Source organism: Flavonifractor sp. HCP28S3_F3 (genome assembly GCF_052065355.1).
GTDB lineage: Bacteria > Bacillota > Clostridia > Oscillospirales > Oscillospiraceae > Flavonifractor.
In genome coordinates this window covers 80,510-95,304 of record NZ_JBQHUF010000015.1, presented here as the reverse complement: position 1 = coordinate 95,304, position 14,795 = coordinate 80,510, and the positions used below count along the sequence as shown (strand labels likewise).

At 59.5% G+C, this 14,795-nt stretch carries 14 protein-coding genes and 1 tRNA gene; 8 read left to right on the top strand and 7 right to left on the bottom strand.

Annotated elements, in window-relative coordinates:
* The 3 genes from ACTNB1_RS12985 to ACTNB1_RS12975 form a co-directional block, all read left to right on the top strand.
* Positions 1 to 66: DUF4368 domain-containing protein (locus ACTNB1_RS12985; protein ID WP_216242606.1), on the top strand; the 66-nt coding region annotated here is incomplete at its 5' end.
* A 61-nt stretch (positions 67 to 127) separates the two neighbouring features.
* Entirely contained in the window at positions 128 to 544 is a 417-nt protein-coding gene (locus tag ACTNB1_RS12980; protein ID WP_441170031.1) for a hypothetical protein, read from the top strand.
* An 86-nt stretch (positions 545 to 630) separates the two neighbouring features.
* A complete protein-coding gene (locus ACTNB1_RS12975; protein WP_441170030.1) occupies positions 631 to 1,719 on the top strand; it encodes a PTS transporter subunit IIC in 1,089 nt (362 codons plus the stop codon).
* 89 nt (positions 1,720 to 1,808) lie between these two features.
* On the opposite strand, the gene ACTNB1_RS12970 is transcribed toward ACTNB1_RS12975, so the two are convergent.
* From ACTNB1_RS12970 to ACTNB1_RS12940, 7 genes are all read right to left on the bottom strand, one after another.
* Positions 1,809 to 1,884 (bottom strand) — tRNA-Gly (locus tag ACTNB1_RS12970).
* 62 nt (positions 1,885 to 1,946) lie between these two features.
* Positions 1,947 to 3,011 carry a hypothetical protein gene (locus tag ACTNB1_RS12965; RefSeq protein WP_441170029.1) on the bottom strand — a complete coding sequence of 355 codons (1,065 nt, stop codon included), beginning with the start codon at positions 3,009 to 3,011 and terminating at the stop codon, positions 1,947 to 1,949.
* A gap of 22 nt (positions 3,012 to 3,033) precedes the next feature.
* Entirely contained in the window at positions 3,034 to 3,624 is a 591-nt protein-coding gene (locus ACTNB1_RS12960) for a lactate utilization protein (RefSeq protein WP_441170027.1), read from the bottom strand.
* Positions 3,625 to 3,645: 21 nt separating this feature from the next.
* Positions 3,646 to 4,515, bottom strand: a complete 870-nt coding sequence (locus ACTNB1_RS12955) for a YitT family protein (protein ID WP_441170025.1) — start codon at positions 4,513 to 4,515, stop codon at positions 3,646 to 3,648.
* A gap of 18 nt (positions 4,516 to 4,533) precedes the next feature.
* A complete protein-coding gene (locus ACTNB1_RS12950) occupies positions 4,534 to 6,780 on the bottom strand; it encodes a DNA gyrase subunit A (protein ID WP_441170023.1) in 2,247 nt (748 codons plus the stop codon).
* A 149-nt stretch (positions 6,781 to 6,929) separates the two neighbouring features.
* Positions 6,930 to 9,359 carry a CocE/NonD family hydrolase gene (locus ACTNB1_RS12945; RefSeq protein ID WP_441170022.1) on the bottom strand — a complete coding sequence of 810 codons (2,430 nt, stop codon included), beginning with the start codon at positions 9,357 to 9,359 and terminating at the stop codon, positions 6,930 to 6,932.
* 123 nt (positions 9,360 to 9,482) lie between these two features.
* On the bottom strand, positions 9,483 to 11,474 hold the full coding sequence (locus tag ACTNB1_RS12940; RefSeq protein ID WP_441170021.1) for a DNA gyrase/topoisomerase IV subunit B: 1,992 nt from the start codon (positions 11,472 to 11,474) through the stop codon (positions 9,483 to 9,485).
* A 395-nt stretch (positions 11,475 to 11,869) separates the two neighbouring features.
* Between ACTNB1_RS12940 and ACTNB1_RS12935 the strand changes: the two genes are divergently transcribed.
* From ACTNB1_RS12935 to ACTNB1_RS12915, 5 genes are all read left to right on the top strand, one after another.
* Positions 11,870 to 12,121: a DUF2508 family protein gene (locus tag ACTNB1_RS12935; RefSeq protein ID WP_441170019.1), complete on the top strand. Its 252-nt coding sequence runs from the start codon at positions 11,870 to 11,872 to the stop codon at positions 12,119 to 12,121.
* A gap of 54 nt (positions 12,122 to 12,175) precedes the next feature.
* Positions 12,176 to 12,445, top strand: a complete 270-nt coding sequence (locus ACTNB1_RS12930) for a pro-sigmaK processing inhibitor BofA family protein (RefSeq protein WP_441170017.1) — start codon at positions 12,176 to 12,178, stop codon at positions 12,443 to 12,445.
* A gap of 150 nt (positions 12,446 to 12,595) precedes the next feature.
* Complete coding sequence (locus tag ACTNB1_RS12925; RefSeq protein ID WP_441170015.1) at positions 12,596 to 13,216, top strand: S-layer homology domain-containing protein; 621 nt, start codon at positions 12,596 to 12,598, stop codon at positions 13,214 to 13,216.
* A 45-nt stretch (positions 13,217 to 13,261) separates the two neighbouring features.
* On the top strand, positions 13,262 to 13,699 hold the full coding sequence (locus ACTNB1_RS12920) for a MarR family winged helix-turn-helix transcriptional regulator (RefSeq protein WP_441170014.1): 438 nt from the start codon (positions 13,262 to 13,264) through the stop codon (positions 13,697 to 13,699).
* Between the two features lie 44 nt (positions 13,700 to 13,743).
* Positions 13,744 to 14,787 carry a putative glycoside hydrolase gene (locus tag ACTNB1_RS12915; protein WP_441170012.1) on the top strand — a complete coding sequence of 348 codons (1,044 nt, stop codon included), beginning with the start codon at positions 13,744 to 13,746 and terminating at the stop codon, positions 14,785 to 14,787.
* Positions 14,788 to 14,795 lie beyond the last annotated feature (8 nt).

Below are 14,795 nucleotides of genomic sequence, written 5' to 3'. Positions count from 1 at the left end.
AGTGAGGACGGAAGCCGGGAACAGGAAGTGGAAATCTTCTACCGCTTTATCGGCAAAATCGAATGACACATCTTGAGATACCCAACAATATCTTTAACTAAGGGAAACGGGAGACGCCACCCCCGAGGTGGATAAACTGGTGGCCTTGGCCAAGGCCTTCGGCGTGACCACCGATGAGCTGCTCAACTCGAAAGAGCCGGAGGTCGAAACCCCGTCTCCGCCCCCATCGGAGCCGCCCTATTATCCCCGCCGAGGCTTCGGAAGCCTGGTCTGGCTCATCCGCCGGTACGGCTGGCTGGCCGGTGTGTACATCGCCCTCAGCGGTGCAGGTATTGCCCTGGTAGGCGGCCTGGCCCGGTATTCCTTCCTCAGTATGACCCGAAACCTGCTTGGGGATGGTTTCTTTGACAGCCCCGGCTGGAACCGGGGCGCTCAGACCCCGCTTATCATCGCCACGGTGATCCTGGTGGTGGGGCTGGTCATCCTGGCTGCCGGGGTGATCCTGGCTGTGGTGCTCTACCGAAAGGGTCGAAAAGGGGATTGACAAATTTTTTCCGGCCGCTATAATAGGACATTACAGGTGTCAAGACACCTGTAATGTCCTATTTTTTTGACTGGAGAGAGAAGGATATGGAAGGCATCAAAGCATTTTTAAAGCGGAAGGACGTTGTCATCTCCGCCCGTCGCTACGGCATTGACGCCCTGGGGGCTATGGCCCAGGGTTTGTTTTGTTCTCTGCTGATCGGTACCATTCTGGACACTCTGGGAGATCAGCTGGGGATCGCGTTTCTGGTGCAGGTGGGAGCCTACGCCTCCGCTATGAGCGGGGCGGCCATGGCCATCGCCATCGGCTACGCCCTGAAGGCGCCTCCCCTGGTGCTCTTTTCCCTGGCTACGGTGGGTTATGCCGCCAACGCTCTGGGTTCCACTACCCTGGACGGCGGAAAGGGAGCCGGCGGTCCGCTGGCGGTGCTCTTTATCGCCATCATTGCCGCTGAACTGGGCAAGATCGTCAGTAAGGAGACCAAGATCGACATTCTGGTCACGCCGCTGGTGACCATTTTAAGCGGTGTGCTCCTCTCCGCATGGTGGGCTCCCGCCATCGGCACGGCGGCCTCCTCGGTGGGAGATTTCGTCAAGTGGGCTACCATTCTTCAGCCCTTCTGGATGGGTATCCTGGTGTCGGTGGTCATTGGTGTGGCCCTCACTTTGCCCATCTCCTCCGCTGCCATCTGCGCCGCCATCGGCCTTACCGGCCTGGCAGGAGGCGCAGCGGTGGCAGGCTGCTGCGCCAACATGGTGGGCTTTGCAGTGCTGTCCTTCCGGGAAAATAGGTGGGGCGGCCTGGTAAGCCAGGGCCTGGGTACCTCTATGCTCCAGATGGGCAATATTGTGAAAAATCCGCGCATCTGGCTGCCTGCTATCCTGGCCTCGGCAGTTACCGGCCCCGTTGCCACCTGCCTGTTCCACTTTGAGATGAACGACCCCTCCGGCGGCGTGGCGTCCGGCATGGGCACCTGCGGCATGGTGGGTCCCATCGGTGTGTATGCCGGCTGGGTAAACGATGTGGCTACCGGTGCCAAGGCGGCCATTACCGGCTTTGACTGGCTGGGAATGTTGCTGATCTGCTTCATACTCCCCGCCGTGCTGACCTGGCTGTTCGGTCTCTTTTTCAGAAAGATCGGCTGGATCAAGGAAGGCGACCTGACTTTGGAATAAAAGGAAAGGGAGAGTCTGCGCAGGCAGGCTCTCCCTTTTTTATAAAAAATGAAAATAAAAACGGCACTCCATACGGAGTGCCGTTTTTCTGGAGCAGGTGACGAGGCTCGAACTCGCTACCTCCACCTTGGCAAGGTGGCGCTCTACCAGATGAGCTACACCTGCAAGCAACGAATCATATTATAGCCAATGCACCCGCCGCTGTCAAGCATTTTTTTCGATTTTTCTTAAATTTTTGGAGCGCCGTCCCAGAGGTAGCCCAGCTCCAGCAAATCCTGGGCGGACCAGGTGGTACCGTTCCGGTCCCGGGACAGGTCTACGTAGTGGGCGCCGCCGTCGCTGGTCAGCTGGTTCCAGAAGTGAGGCTTCCCGTTCAGCGTACCTTCCACCAGGGTGGAGCCCACCTCCATCTGACCGGCCAGCAGCTGGAAAGCCAGTGCCAGCCCTTCACTGTTGGCACCATCGCCCAGGATGGCGTCCCAGGCGGTGGAACCGCCGCCGGGCGTATAGGTCACAGCCTGGGGAAGTAGAGTGAACAGCCGGCTTAACCGCTCCACGTCGCTGTACTGCTGGGGATTCAGGGAGGCAAAGAGGGAATCTACTTTCTCCTGAAGCTGGGTGGCCTTGGCGCGCATAGTCTCCACATCCTCCGGATAGGTCAGCAGGATCTCCACAATCCGTTGGGTGCCGGTATCAGGGTAGAGGGCGACGGTGCACTCCGGCATGCCCATGGCGGAGGCAGGTGCGTCGTAATAGGCCTGACGCACCAGATCGGCCACGGAGTCCGTTCCGCCGGTGAAATAGCCCACCCGCAGTACCAGTTCCGGCCGGTATTCGGACAAGGCAGCCGACACCTCCTTGCGGATGGCGCTGGTGCTGGTGACGTTCACGATATTCTGCACCTGCTCCTTAGTGCGGCGGTAGGTGATGGAAATAACAGCCTCATAGGTGGTCAGCACCCGGGTATAGCTGTTTTTGATAAAATCCACCGCATAAGCGCCCAGGGGGTCATCTTTGGCGACCTCCACACAGGCGCGGTTCAGATCGTCCTCCACCTCGCCCCGGTAGTCAGTGAGTTGGATCATCCCCTCCTCTGTCCCCTGAGAGACCAGGAAGAGTACCGCGTTCACCAGCTCAGAATAAGTATTTGCCTGAAGAGTGGAGGAGTCCCCGGCAACCGCCGGCTGTTCCACATGGGGCTCCACCGCTACGTAGGGTCGATCCAGCAGGGAGGAGCAGCCGGAGAGGAGCAAGGCACAGCACAGCGCCAGAGAGAAAATGGCTCGTTTCACAACCCAGCCCCTCCTTTTCCTCTTAAAATCCAAGCTCCTGGTCAATGAGGACCACTTCCGACCGGCCAATACCGGTAGGCGCCTCCCACAGCACAGTAAGGGCACGGCAGATGCGCTCAGGACTCTTGCAGTCGTAGCACTTGTCGCCTTTGACGGCACAGGGAGTTTTTCTTCCGAGTCTCTGAGCGTTCTTGGGAGAGGCGATGTTCCGGGCCCGCCACAGAGCCTTGCCGTAGTCGGCAGCCAGTTTGTTGCGGCCCACGATGAAGTAGACTTCCTCATGCCCAAAGATGGTGGAGGCCACACGGTTTCCGGTGCCGTCAATGTTGATAATCTCGCCGGTTTCTGCCAGACCATTCACCGAGGTGAGGTAGACCTGAGTGCCGGCAGCGTCCCGGAGGGTGCCATCCTTCCAGTGCCAGATCACTTGGTTGTGCTGTTCCAGCCGCTGGTCCAGGCCCATATCCCGGATGGTCATGGACCCGCCGATACCGATGGTTCTGCCATCCAGCTTGCTGTCCAGGTAGTCCATGGCCTCCTCTGCCGTGGCAAAGCAGCTTACTGCAAAGCCCCGAGCCTCCAGGTTGGCCTTGACCGTTGAAAAATCGTACATAAAGCGCCCCTCCAATCCGTTTTAAAGGTCGTTCTGCTTGTATTCCCGGAATCCGTCACCCAGCACCTCGTGGGCCTCGCACACAATGAGAAAGGCTGCGGGGTCGATCTCTTTAACGGTGCGCTTGAGAGCCACGATCTGACGCTGCTTGAAGGCCACCATCAGTACCTTCTTTTCCGCGCCGGAGTAGGCGCCCTGCCCCTGGAGAATGGTGACGCCCCGGTCAATATCGTGAATGATGGCATCGGTGATCTGTTCATAGGCGTCGCTGATGATATAGGCTACCTTGGCGTTGTCGATACCATAGAGAACTCCGTCCATCACCAGGGAGGAGATATACAGGGCCACCACGCCGTACATGGCGCTGTACAGATTGCGGAAGGCCAGAGCCACCGCTACGATGACCACCAAATCAATGCCCAGCAGCAGTTTGCCCATAGGCAGCCAGGCCAGCTTGAGCTTGAGCAGTCGGGCGATCAGGTCGGTGCCGCCGGTGGTAGCTCCCTGGAGGAAAACCACACCCAGGGAACCGCCCATGGACACGCCGCCGAAGATGCAGGCCAGCAGGGGATCCATAGGATCAAAGGTAAAGAACAGGTTGATCAGGTCGATAAACGTTGAGGAGACAAACATGGCGTACAAAGAGGAGACCAGCAGGTGTCCTCCCAGCAGACGCCATCCCAGCAGAAACAGAGGAATATTCAGAAGGATGACCACTGTACCTATGGGCAGGATGGGGAAAAAGTGGTTGAGGATCTGTCCCACGCCGGTAATGCCGCCGAAGCCGATCTGGTTGGGGTCATAGCACCAGCAGAAGCCCAGAGCATAGATTGCCGAGGCCAGGGTGATCCACAGATAGGGCATAAAATATCGTTTCAACAAGGAATTCATATCGTGACTCCTTCAGGCTCATTCCAGCAGGGTAAGCTGCTGTTCTCCCCGGTCTTCCTCCTTCAGGAGCATACCGGCCACCGGGAGGGACCGGGCCCGGTACCGGGCGGAATTGACGATAGTGGTGTCCGCAAGGGGACGGGCGGTCTCCACCTTCCACTTGGGCTTAAGGGTCATCACGTTGACACCCTGGGTGGAGCGGGTGGTCTTGGGATTGAGGGCGGAGGTGTGGAACACCAGGCAGCGTCCCTCGGTAGAGATCACAGCCAGCTCCAAGTCCTCTTTGATGTGGAGAGCGGCGGCCAGAGGCGACTTGTCAGAGTAGGCCCCGGTCAGCTTCTTCCGGCGGGTCTGGGTCTGATAGGCAGTCAGTTCCACCCGGGCCGCCTTGCCGTTCTCAAAGAAGAACAGCAGGCTGCCGGAGTAGTCGGAGGTAAGGCAGGCCCATACAAAGCTCTCGCCGGGGTCCATGCCCAGCTTGGTGGCCAGGAAGTCGCCAAGCACGCTGGCCTTGGCGTCGTCGAAATCACTGAGCCGGGTCTTGTAGCACTGCTGCTTGTCGGTGAATACCAGCAGCTCGTCCCGGTTGTTCCCCTCCCAGTACAGGAAGGGACCGTCCCCCTCCTTATATTTCTGCTCGCTGCTCATGCGTAGGGACTGAGGGGTAATCTTCTTAAAGTATCCCTCTTTGGAGCAGAACACATGCACCGGGTAGTCGGGGGTCTCGTCCTCGGCCTCCTCCGCCGCGGCGGTCTGGTAATCGTAGACGATCTCGGTGCGCCGGGGAGAGGCGTACTTCTTCTTCACCGCCGCCAGTTCCTGAGCGATGATCTTTTTAATGCGGCTGGGGTTGTTGACGATATCCTGGAGGTCAGCAATCTCCTCCTCCAGGCCCGCCACTTCCTCAATGCGCTTTAGAATATACTCCTTGTTGATGTTGCGCAGTTTGATGTCGGCCACGTATTCCGCCTGGATCTGGTCGATGCCGAAGCCGATCATCAGGTTGGGTACCACCTCGGCGTCCTCCTCGGTCTCCCGGATGATCTTGATGGCCCGGTCGATGTCCAGCAGGATCTTTTTCAGGCCCTTCAGCAGGTGGAGCTTTTCCTGCTTCTTCTTCATCACGTAGTAGGTGCGCCGACGGACACCGTCCATTCGCCAGCCCGTCCACTCTTCCAGAATCTCGCCCACACCCATCACCCGGGGCATGCCGGCAATGAGGATGTTGAAGTTGCAGGAGCAGGCGTCCTGGAGGGTGGTGGAGCGGAACAACTTGGCCATCAGCTTATCCGGATCGGTGCCCCGCTTCAGGTCGATGGTAATCTTCAGGCCGTTCAGGTCGGTCTCATCCCGCATGTCGGCAATTTCTTTGATCTTGCCTGCCTTGATGAGCTCGGCCACCTTGTCCATAATGGCTTCCACTGTGGTGGTGTAGGGGATCTCATACACCTCGATGAGGTTTTCGCTTTTCAGATAGCGCCACTTGGCCCGCACCTGGAAAGAGCCCCGGCCGGTGTTGTAGATCTGCCTTAACGCGGCTTCGTCATACAAAAGCTGGCCGCCGGTGGGGAAGTCGGGGGCTTTCAGGTACTCCATCAGGTTGACCTGGGGATTTTTCAGATAGGCCGCCGCCGCGTCGCACACCTCGGCCAGGTTGAAGCCGCACAGGTTGGAGGCCATGCCTACGGCGATGCCCTGATTGGCGCTCACCAGCACGTTGGGGAAGGTGGTGGGCAACAGCGTGGGCTCCTGCATGGAGCCGTCGTAGTTGTCCACAAAATCCACCGTGTCCTGGTCGATATCCCGGAACAGTTCGGCACAGATGGGGTCCAGCCGCACCTCAGTGTACCGGCTGGCTGCCCAGGCCATGTCCCGGGAGTAGACCTTACCAAAGTTGCCCTTGGAGTCCACCAGGGGGTGGAGCAGAGCGCCGTAGCCCCGGGAGAGGCGTACCATGGTGTCGTAAATGGCGGCGTCGCCGTGGGGGTTCAGCTTCATGGTTTGGCCCACCACATTGGCGCTCTTGGTGCGGGGCTTGGTGAGCAGGCCCATCTCATACATAGTGTACAGCAGCTTCCGGTGGGAGGGCTTGAACCCGTCGATCTCCGGGATGGCCCGGGAGACGATGACGCTCATGGCGTAGGGCATATAGTTGAGCTCCAGCGTCTCGGTAATGGGCTGCTCCAGCACCTCGGGCCGCAGGCCCATTACGTTGGGGTTGTTGACCTTCTTCGCCCCCTCCTCGGGAGCCTTCTTCTTTGCCAAATTAAATCATTCCTTTATCCGTGCAGGCTGGCCGTTCGGCCTTGTTCAGTGGTTAGGATTATATCATTCCTTTAAAAAAAACGCAATTCATCGGCGTAAAGCGCAAAAATGACCGGCGGTCTGCGTATCACACAGACCGCCGGAAGGATTTACTGGATAACAGGGATGGTGACATAGGTGCCGGTGTTGTCCACCGTGAAAGCGGTGACGGTTTCCGGCCAGTAGGTGACCTCCGGGTCGGTGGAGTAGAGCACCAGGGCCAGCTGATGTCCGGCCTCCACGGTGTAATCAATGGGCTGGAGCTCCAGCTGGAAGGTGTAGAACTCGCCGGGCTCCACCACATCCACATTGTAGATGGAGGTGCGGTTCTGGATGTCCATCCAGCCGCGGGTGATGATCTTATGGTCGGTCTGGGTCAGGGCGAACTGCTCCAGGTCCTTGGCCGCCAGGCCGCCGCCCTGCCATACCGCACCGCTCTCTACCGTCTCGGTGGCCACGCCCTCGCCGTACTGCTCCAGCATGACGGCCTGCATACCGCCCTCAGGAGCCAGATCCACCAGCATGGCGCTGAGAATGCCGGTGGGCTGGTCGGCGCTGGCTTTGACGGTGACGGTGGGGGTGCCGTTGATGTGCAGGTCGTCCTTCACATCGAAGGTATATACCACGCTGGCGTTGGTGGTGCCGGAGATCACATCCTCCTCCCAGGCGTAAGCCATGTCGGAGCAGTACTCGATCCAGCCCTCGTCCACATCGGCCAGGGAGGTGTCGAAGCTGGTGGCCGACAGATTGCTGGAGAAGGCCTTCTGGCCCACACCGGCGTCAAAGCGAACGGTATCCTCACTGCCCCAGCTGTCGTAGCCAGTCCAGGTCAGGTCGGTGTTGCTCTGGATGCGGACGTTGGACTCGTCCTCCGCGCCGTTGTCCACACCGTAGAGGTAATGGGCGTACCAGCGGCCCAGGATGCCGTTGAGGTCCAGACCGTCGATCTGGTCGGGGGTCATGTGGGCACCCTGGTGGAGCACCAGCTTGACCTCCTGTCCGGCGGACTGGAAGGCGTCGTACATCAGATCAAACTGCTTGGGCCGCACGTTGAAGTCATTGAGGCCGTGGATGATGAGGGCGGAGCAGTTTAGATTCTCCGCGCCGTTGGTGTAGTTGCGCTCGTCCCAGAAGAAGTTGTAGTCGCCGGAAAGGGCGTCCTGATCCTGGATCATCTGGGCCTGATAGGCCTCATAGTCCGCCTGGATGGAGGCATAATCCCCCTCGTCCAGCTGGCGGGACATGCAGTAGTCGGCCAGAATGTTGCAGTCGTCGCCGGGGTAGTACAGGCCGCCCGCCGCGGTGCCCTGAGAGCGGTAGTAGTCATACCAGCTGGCGATGCCTGCACGGGGTACGATGGTCTTCAGACCCTCCACGCCGGTGGAGGCCACCGCGAAGGCAGTGGAGCCGGCATAGGACTGGCCGCTCATGGCCACATTGCCGTTGGACCAATCGGCCTTCACTTCGATGCCGGAGGTCTTGTCGGTGTAGGCCTTCACGCTCTCGTCACCGGCCAGCCACTGGACCACTGCGGCGAAGGCAGCGGTCTCGTCGGCGCTGGCGCAGGTCTCAAAGCCGTCGGAGCCCAAGGTGCCGGGGCCGGCGCAGGACACGTAGGCGTAGCCCCGAACCAGCCAGTAGTCATAGGAATCCACGTTCTCGGTGGTCTCCCACACGTCGCCGCCATTCCCGGCGTCGCCGGAGCCGGTGACGGTCTGGCGGGTAAGCTGAGCGTCTTCCGTCTCAACAGTCGTCCAGTCCCAGTCGGCCTTGGTGGTGCTAGTGGACTGCTGGGCCTGGGTGAGCTGGGCGTCCACGATGTGAGCGTTCCAGGTATCCAGGTCATAGGCGTCGGTGCAGCCGGCGGAGTAGGGCCGGGCCTCAAAAATAGAGGCGGCCTTCATACCCTCTTCGGTAGCGGCGGGGCGCTGGATCAGCACCTTGACCAGGTCGGCCTTGCCGTCGCTGTCGGTGTCCACGGGGGTCTCTACGTACACCACTTCCCGGATGATGGTGTCATAGGGGAAGATGGGCTGAGCCTCACCGTTGACGAAGAGCGGCTCGGGAGTCTCGGCCTGGATGGTTTCCCGGTACTGGGCCGCCAGTTTTGCCATCTCGGTCAGGCTATCGGCGGTGAGCACATCGCCGGCGGTGAGTACCAGACTGTCGGCCAGTGCGCTGTAATCGTTGGGCCAGGCGCCGATCTGTCCATCGCTGAGGCCCATCCAGCGCATCAGAGCGGTGGCCGCCTCCAGCGGGGTGGCGGTGCGCTGGGGCTGGAAGGCCCCGCCGCCGCTGCCCTGCATCAGGCCTTTGTCGTGGAGCAGGTTGGCCGCTCCCTGATAGGCGGCGTCGTCTGCCACGTCAGTGTAGATGCTGGGCTGGGCCTCGTAGGTCTCCAGCTCCTGGGTGTAGCCGCACAGCTGTACCAGCTGCTGCGCCAGCTCACCCCGGGTCATTCCCTCGTCGGCGGCAAATGCGGGGGTGAGCAGGCTCCCGCAGAGCGCCAGGACGAGGCCGCAAGAAAGCAGTTTCCTCAAGGTGATCCCTCCTGATCTGAATTTGTATTCTGTCGAATACGATGCACTTTGATTATAGCAAGGGACAGTTGGATTTGCAATGAGATACGGGCCGGGATCTGACAAGATCCCGGCCCGCAATCCTTACGAAATATCCGCCAATTCCAAATATTTGTATCCGTTTTCCGCGATATGATCTTTTCGACCCTGGAGGTTGTCACCCAGCAGCAGGTCAAAGACCCGGGCGGTGTTCTCCACATCCTCGGGCATGACCTTGATGAGCCGTCGGGTCTCAGGATTCATGGTGGTGAGCCACATCATGTCCGGCTCATTCTCGCCCAGACCCTTGGACCGGTTGATGGAGCACTTCTTGCCCGCCAGCTCCCCGTTGACGATCTCATTCTTCTCCGCGTCGGAGTAGGCAAACCAGGTCTTCTCCTTATAATTGATCTCATACAGAGGGGACTCGGCGATATACACGTACCCGCGCTGAATAAGAGTGGGAGTGAGCCGGTAGAGCATGGTCAAAATCAGGGTGCGGATCTGGAAGCCGTCCACGTCGGCATCGGTACAGATGACGATCTTGTTCCACCGCAGGTTCATCAGGTCGAAGGCGGCCATGTCCTTGGCGTGCTTGTCGTGGACCTCCACGCCGCAGCCCAGTACCTTCAAAAGGTCGGTGATGATCTCACTCTTGAAGATCTTGGCGTAGTCGGCCTTGAGGCAGTTGAGGATCTTGCCTCGGACGGGCATGATGCCCTGGAACTCCGCGTCCCGGCTCAGCTTGACGCTGCCCAGAGCGGAGTCGCCCTCCACGATGTAGAGCTCCCGGCGGGTGGTGTCCTTTGTCCGGCAGTCCACAAACTTCTGTACCCGGTTGGAGATGTCCACGCTGCCCGACAGTTTTTTCTTGATGTTCAGTCGGGTGCGCTCGGCGTTCTCCCGGGAGCGCTTGTTGATGAGCACCTGCTCGGCGATCTTGGCACCGTCGAAGGGGTTTTCGATAAAATAGACTTCCAGCTGAGCACGGAGAAACTCCGTCATGGCCTCCTGGACGAACTTGTTGGTGATGGCCTTCTTGGTCTGGTTCTCATAGGAGGTCTGGGTGGAGAAGTTGTTGCTCACCAGGACCAGGCAGTCCTCCACATCGGCCCAGGTGATCTTGCTCTCGTTTTTCTGATACTTGCCTTGGGCCTTCAGATAGGCGTCGATGCCGTTGACGAAAGCGCTCTTCACCGCCTTCTCCGGGGAACCGCCGTGCTCCAGCCAGGAGGAGTTGTGGTAGTGCTCGATGACCTGCACGGTGTTGGAGAAGCAGAAGGACACAGACAGCTTCACCTTATATTCGTCCTTGTCCGCCCGGTCCCGGCCTTTCCGCTCGGTCTGCCAGAATACCGGCTGGGTCAGGGGATTTTCCCCTGCCAGCTCCTTCACATAGTCCTCGATGCCGTTTTCATACTTGAAATCGGTGGTCTCGAACTTGCCCCCCACCTGGTTGCGGAACCGGAAGGTGACTCCGGCGTTGACCACCGCCTGCCGCTTGAGCACATCCAGGTAAAACTCTACCGGAATGTCGATGTCGGTGAACACGTCCAGGTCGGGGAGCCAGCGGAATTTGGAGCCGGTCTTTTTGCCGGAGTAGGGCTCCTTCTTCAGCCCGCCTACATTTTCGCCCTTCTCAAAGTGGAGGGTGTACTCATACCCGTCCCGGTGCACCACCGCGTCGAACCAGGCGCTGGCATACTGGGTGGCGCAGGAGCCCAGGCCGTTGAGACCCAGGGAGTATTCGTAGTTGTCGCCGGAGTTGTTGTTGTATTTGCCACCGGCGTACAGCTCGCAGAATACCAGCTCCCAGTTGTATTTCTGCTCCTTCTCGTTCCAGTCCACCGGGCAGCCCCGGCCGAAGTCCTCCACCTCGATGGACTTGTCCTCATACCGGGTGACGGTGATGAGGGAGCCGTGGCCCTCCCGGGCCTCGTCGATGGCGTTGGACAGAATTTCAAAAACGGCGTGCTCGCAGCCCTCCAGCCCGTCGGAGCCGAAAATAACAGCCGGGCGCTTGCGTACCCGGTCGGCTCCCTTCAGGGAGGAGATGGAGTCGTTTCCGTAACCTTTGGGGGAAGTAGACTTAGCCATGGGACCTTCCTCTCACCTTTCCAAAATCATGTACTGCATCATATTATAATAGCTCAAACCGGGCCAAAGTGTCAAGAAACAGGAACATGAGCAAAATCGAAGCCGCCGGGCATTTCTGCCCGGCGGCTTTTGCACTGGGACGGTTTTGTCCCAGGAAGGGGCAGGCTTGTGCTCCCTTCCTTCTTCTGCTCCTTTCGCCTTTCGCCAGAGGGTGAGCTCACCCGGCACCGGCTTAAAAGGAGATGCGGAAGGCGGAACTCTTGCCTGTCCGAGCCTAGTATGTGCACCCTGTACTGGGCTATGCCAGGAAAAAAACGGAATAAAGCCTGTCATATTTGTCCAGACTAGGCGTAGAATAACACCAGAACGGGAATACCCGGAGGGAGGAACACACCATGACGGAAACAGCGCGGCCCTTCACTCTGCGCCGGAGACGAGAAGACCCTCGGGAGGAGGACCGGCGGACCCTGGCGGAATGTCTGGCCCAGACCAACCGACAGATCGCCCAGGCCTATCAGAGCTTCAACGCCGTCGGGGACCCGGACCTGATCGAGTCCTACGTGTATGAGATCAATGCCCTTCAGTCCCGGTACTCCTATCTGCTGCGCCGGCTGAAGGAACTGGACGGCGCCGCGGAGCAGGCATAAGAGAATGGGGCGACCCGCTGCCAAGGGACTGGCACAGCCGGAGGAGGTGGCGGAATGGATTGGTTTCTGGACGCCCTGCCATGGATCGTAGGCGGGCTGATTTTGGCACTGGCACTGGCGGCCCTGCGGCGGCCGCTGAACGCGCTGATGCGTCTTGCCTTGCGGACGGGAGTGGGCCTGGGTGTGCTTTACCTGGTGAGCCTGGTAGGCGGGTCCATCGGGCTCCGCCTGGGCGTAAACCTGGCCAATGCGCTGGTGCTTGGCCTGCTGGGCGTGCCCGGCTTCGGACTGCTGGTGATGATGGATTGGGCACTGGCTATTTAAAGAGCCTATAAACCGCTTGCGGGAGGGGAAAACCCTCCCGTTTTTTACAAAAATCCTTAAATTTCTTTCAGGCTTTTCATTGTTCACAAAATTTTAAAATCCATGTCGTAAAATATAAGAAATTTTAGTGTAGATAGGATGTGGATCGAAGTGAAGAAGAAGTGGACCGCGCTGGCCTGCGCCCTGAGCCTGTGTGTGGGACTGGCCCTCCCTGCCGCGGCCGCGGGGACGTTTGTGGACGTGCCGGACGGTGCCTGGTATGCCGCCGAGGTGAACGCCGCTGCGGAAAAAGGATACATGACTGGAGTGGATTCCACCCACTTTTACCCGTTGAACAATGTGACCCGGGCTACGGTAGTCACGGTTCTGTGGCGGATGGAGGGCAAGCCCGCTGCCGCCTCTGCCTCCGGCTTCTCCGACGTAGCCGCAGACGCCTGGTATGCCTCGGCTGTGGCCTGGGCCAAGGAGAAGGGAATCGCCGACGGCAACGGCAAGGGCGGCTTTGACCCGGATAAGAACGTCACCCGACAGGAACTGGCGGTGCTCCTCACCCGCTACGACCAATATAAAGGTGTCAAACTGGCGGAGGGCGCGCTGAACCTGTTCAGTGATGCCAATCAGATCAGCAGTTGGGCCAAAGAGGGTATGCAGCACGCCATTGGCATGGGCTGGTTAGAGGGAAGCGGCGGTAAGATCGATCCAAATGGCCTGGCTTCCCGCGCCCAGTTGGCGGTCCTGCTGGACCGGATGGCCACTCCTGCCGCGGGATGAGCCTGTCCCCGGCGGACGGATAAAGAAAGGAGCCCAAACAATAACATGGAACAGCCCGATATCTTTATGTCCTATCTGCGTTTGACGCAGCACATGTCCCAGCAGTTCCGCAGCCATTTCGGCCGTCTGAACCTGACCTTTCCCCAGGCACTGGTGCTTACCGTGCTGGGAGAAGGAGACCCCATCCCCATCAGTACCCTGGCTGAGCGGACGGGGAGCGCCAACAGCACCGTCTCCGGCATCGTAGATCGGCTGGAGAAGCTGGGCCTGGCCAAACGCCAGCGCAGCGAGCTGGACCGGCGGGTGATTTATGTATGTGCGACGGAGAAGTATGCCGCCCTGCGGGACAAGGCATCCACCGATGTGGGTGGATATTTTGACTCCCTCCTGCACACCATGCCTGAGGAGGACCGGGCACTGATCGCCACTGCCCTGCAGAAGCTGGACGAGGCTCTGGTTCGGGCAGAAGAGGGAGAGTATTAAGGTCCGACTGCCTGTGCTGAAGGGAAAGGAAGAGGGGGACGCAGGTGAAACGGGACGGATATGATGCATACCACGGCCGGAACCGGTTTGCAACCTTTTTAAAGATACTCATTGTGATGCTGATCCTGCTGCTGGTTGCGGCAGTGGCGGCGCTGTTTTTCCTGGAACCTTATATTGTATATTCTTCCGACGGTGTGCGGCTGGATCTGCCCTTCTTCCAGGAGAAGGATGAGGACCCGGATCCGGAGACCCCTGCCCCGACGGTGGTGGTGAGTACGCCGGAGGCTACGCAGACCCCTGAACCGGAGCCTGATTTCAGAGGTGTTACGCTGGAGCGTACCGCCCTGTATGACGGTACCGCCCAGGCCCAGGTGGAGCAGGCGGGAGCCACTGCCGCCATCTTTGACATGAAGGCGGATGACGGCAGCCTGGGTTATATTTCTCAGCAGGCGCTGGCCCAGGAGACCCAGGTCTCTGCCTCTGACCCGGCCATCAACGCGGCCATTCAGCTGCTTAACAGCGGAGATCTGTATACCGTGGCCCGGGTATCCTGCTTCCGGGACAATACAGTGCCTCGGGAACACGGATCCATCTCTATCCCCAAGAGCAGCGGCAACTGGCGGGACGATGCGGACTACCGCTGGCTCAGTCCTGCCAGCGCGGAAGCCCGGGCCTATGTGACGGGCATCTGCCGGGAATTGGCGGAGCTGGGCTTTGACGAGATCCTGCTGGACAACTGCGGCTTTCCCACCCGGGGAAACCTGGACAATATTCGTACCAGTGACAATTACAATCCCGATGACCTGACCGGTCCCCTGGAGACCTTCTTCCAGGAGCTGGAGACCGCCCTGGCCGATTATCCGGACGTGAAGGTGTCGGTAGTGAGCAGCCAAAGTGTACTTTCCGGCGAAAGCGACGGCAGTGGTCAGACTGTCAGCTTGCTGGAGACCCGGGCTGACCGGGTGTTGGCGGCTCAGGAGGGGGAGGAGCCCCTGCCCATGCTGAACGGCGTGCCGGTGGCTGCCATCCTTACCGAACCCGGTGATCCTGCCGGTACGCAATGGGCTGTTCTGCCGTCTCAAAGCTGAATAAACGC

Coding starts and splice junctions, on each gene's coding strand:
- ACTNB1_RS12975 (WP_441170030.1), top strand. CDS start 631: ATGGAAGGCATCAAAGCATTTTTAAAGCGGAAGGACGTTGTCATCTCC.
- ACTNB1_RS12960 (WP_441170027.1), bottom strand. CDS start 3,624: ATGTACGATTTTTCAACGGTCAAGGCCAACCTGGAGGCTCGGGGCTTT.
- ACTNB1_RS12955 (WP_441170025.1), bottom strand. CDS start 4,515: ATGAATTCCTTGTTGAAACGATATTTTATGCCCTATCTGTGGATCACC.
- ACTNB1_RS12940 (WP_441170021.1), bottom strand. CDS start 11,474: ATGGCTAAGTCTACTTCCCCCAAAGGTTACGGAAACGACTCCATCTCC.
- ACTNB1_RS12935 (WP_441170019.1), top strand. CDS start 11,870: ATGACGGAAACAGCGCGGCCCTTCACTCTGCGCCGGAGACGAGAAGAC.
- ACTNB1_RS12930 (WP_441170017.1), top strand. CDS start 12,176: ATGGATTGGTTTCTGGACGCCCTGCCATGGATCGTAGGCGGGCTGATT.
- ACTNB1_RS12920 (WP_441170014.1), top strand. CDS start 13,262: ATGGAACAGCCCGATATCTTTATGTCCTATCTGCGTTTGACGCAGCAC.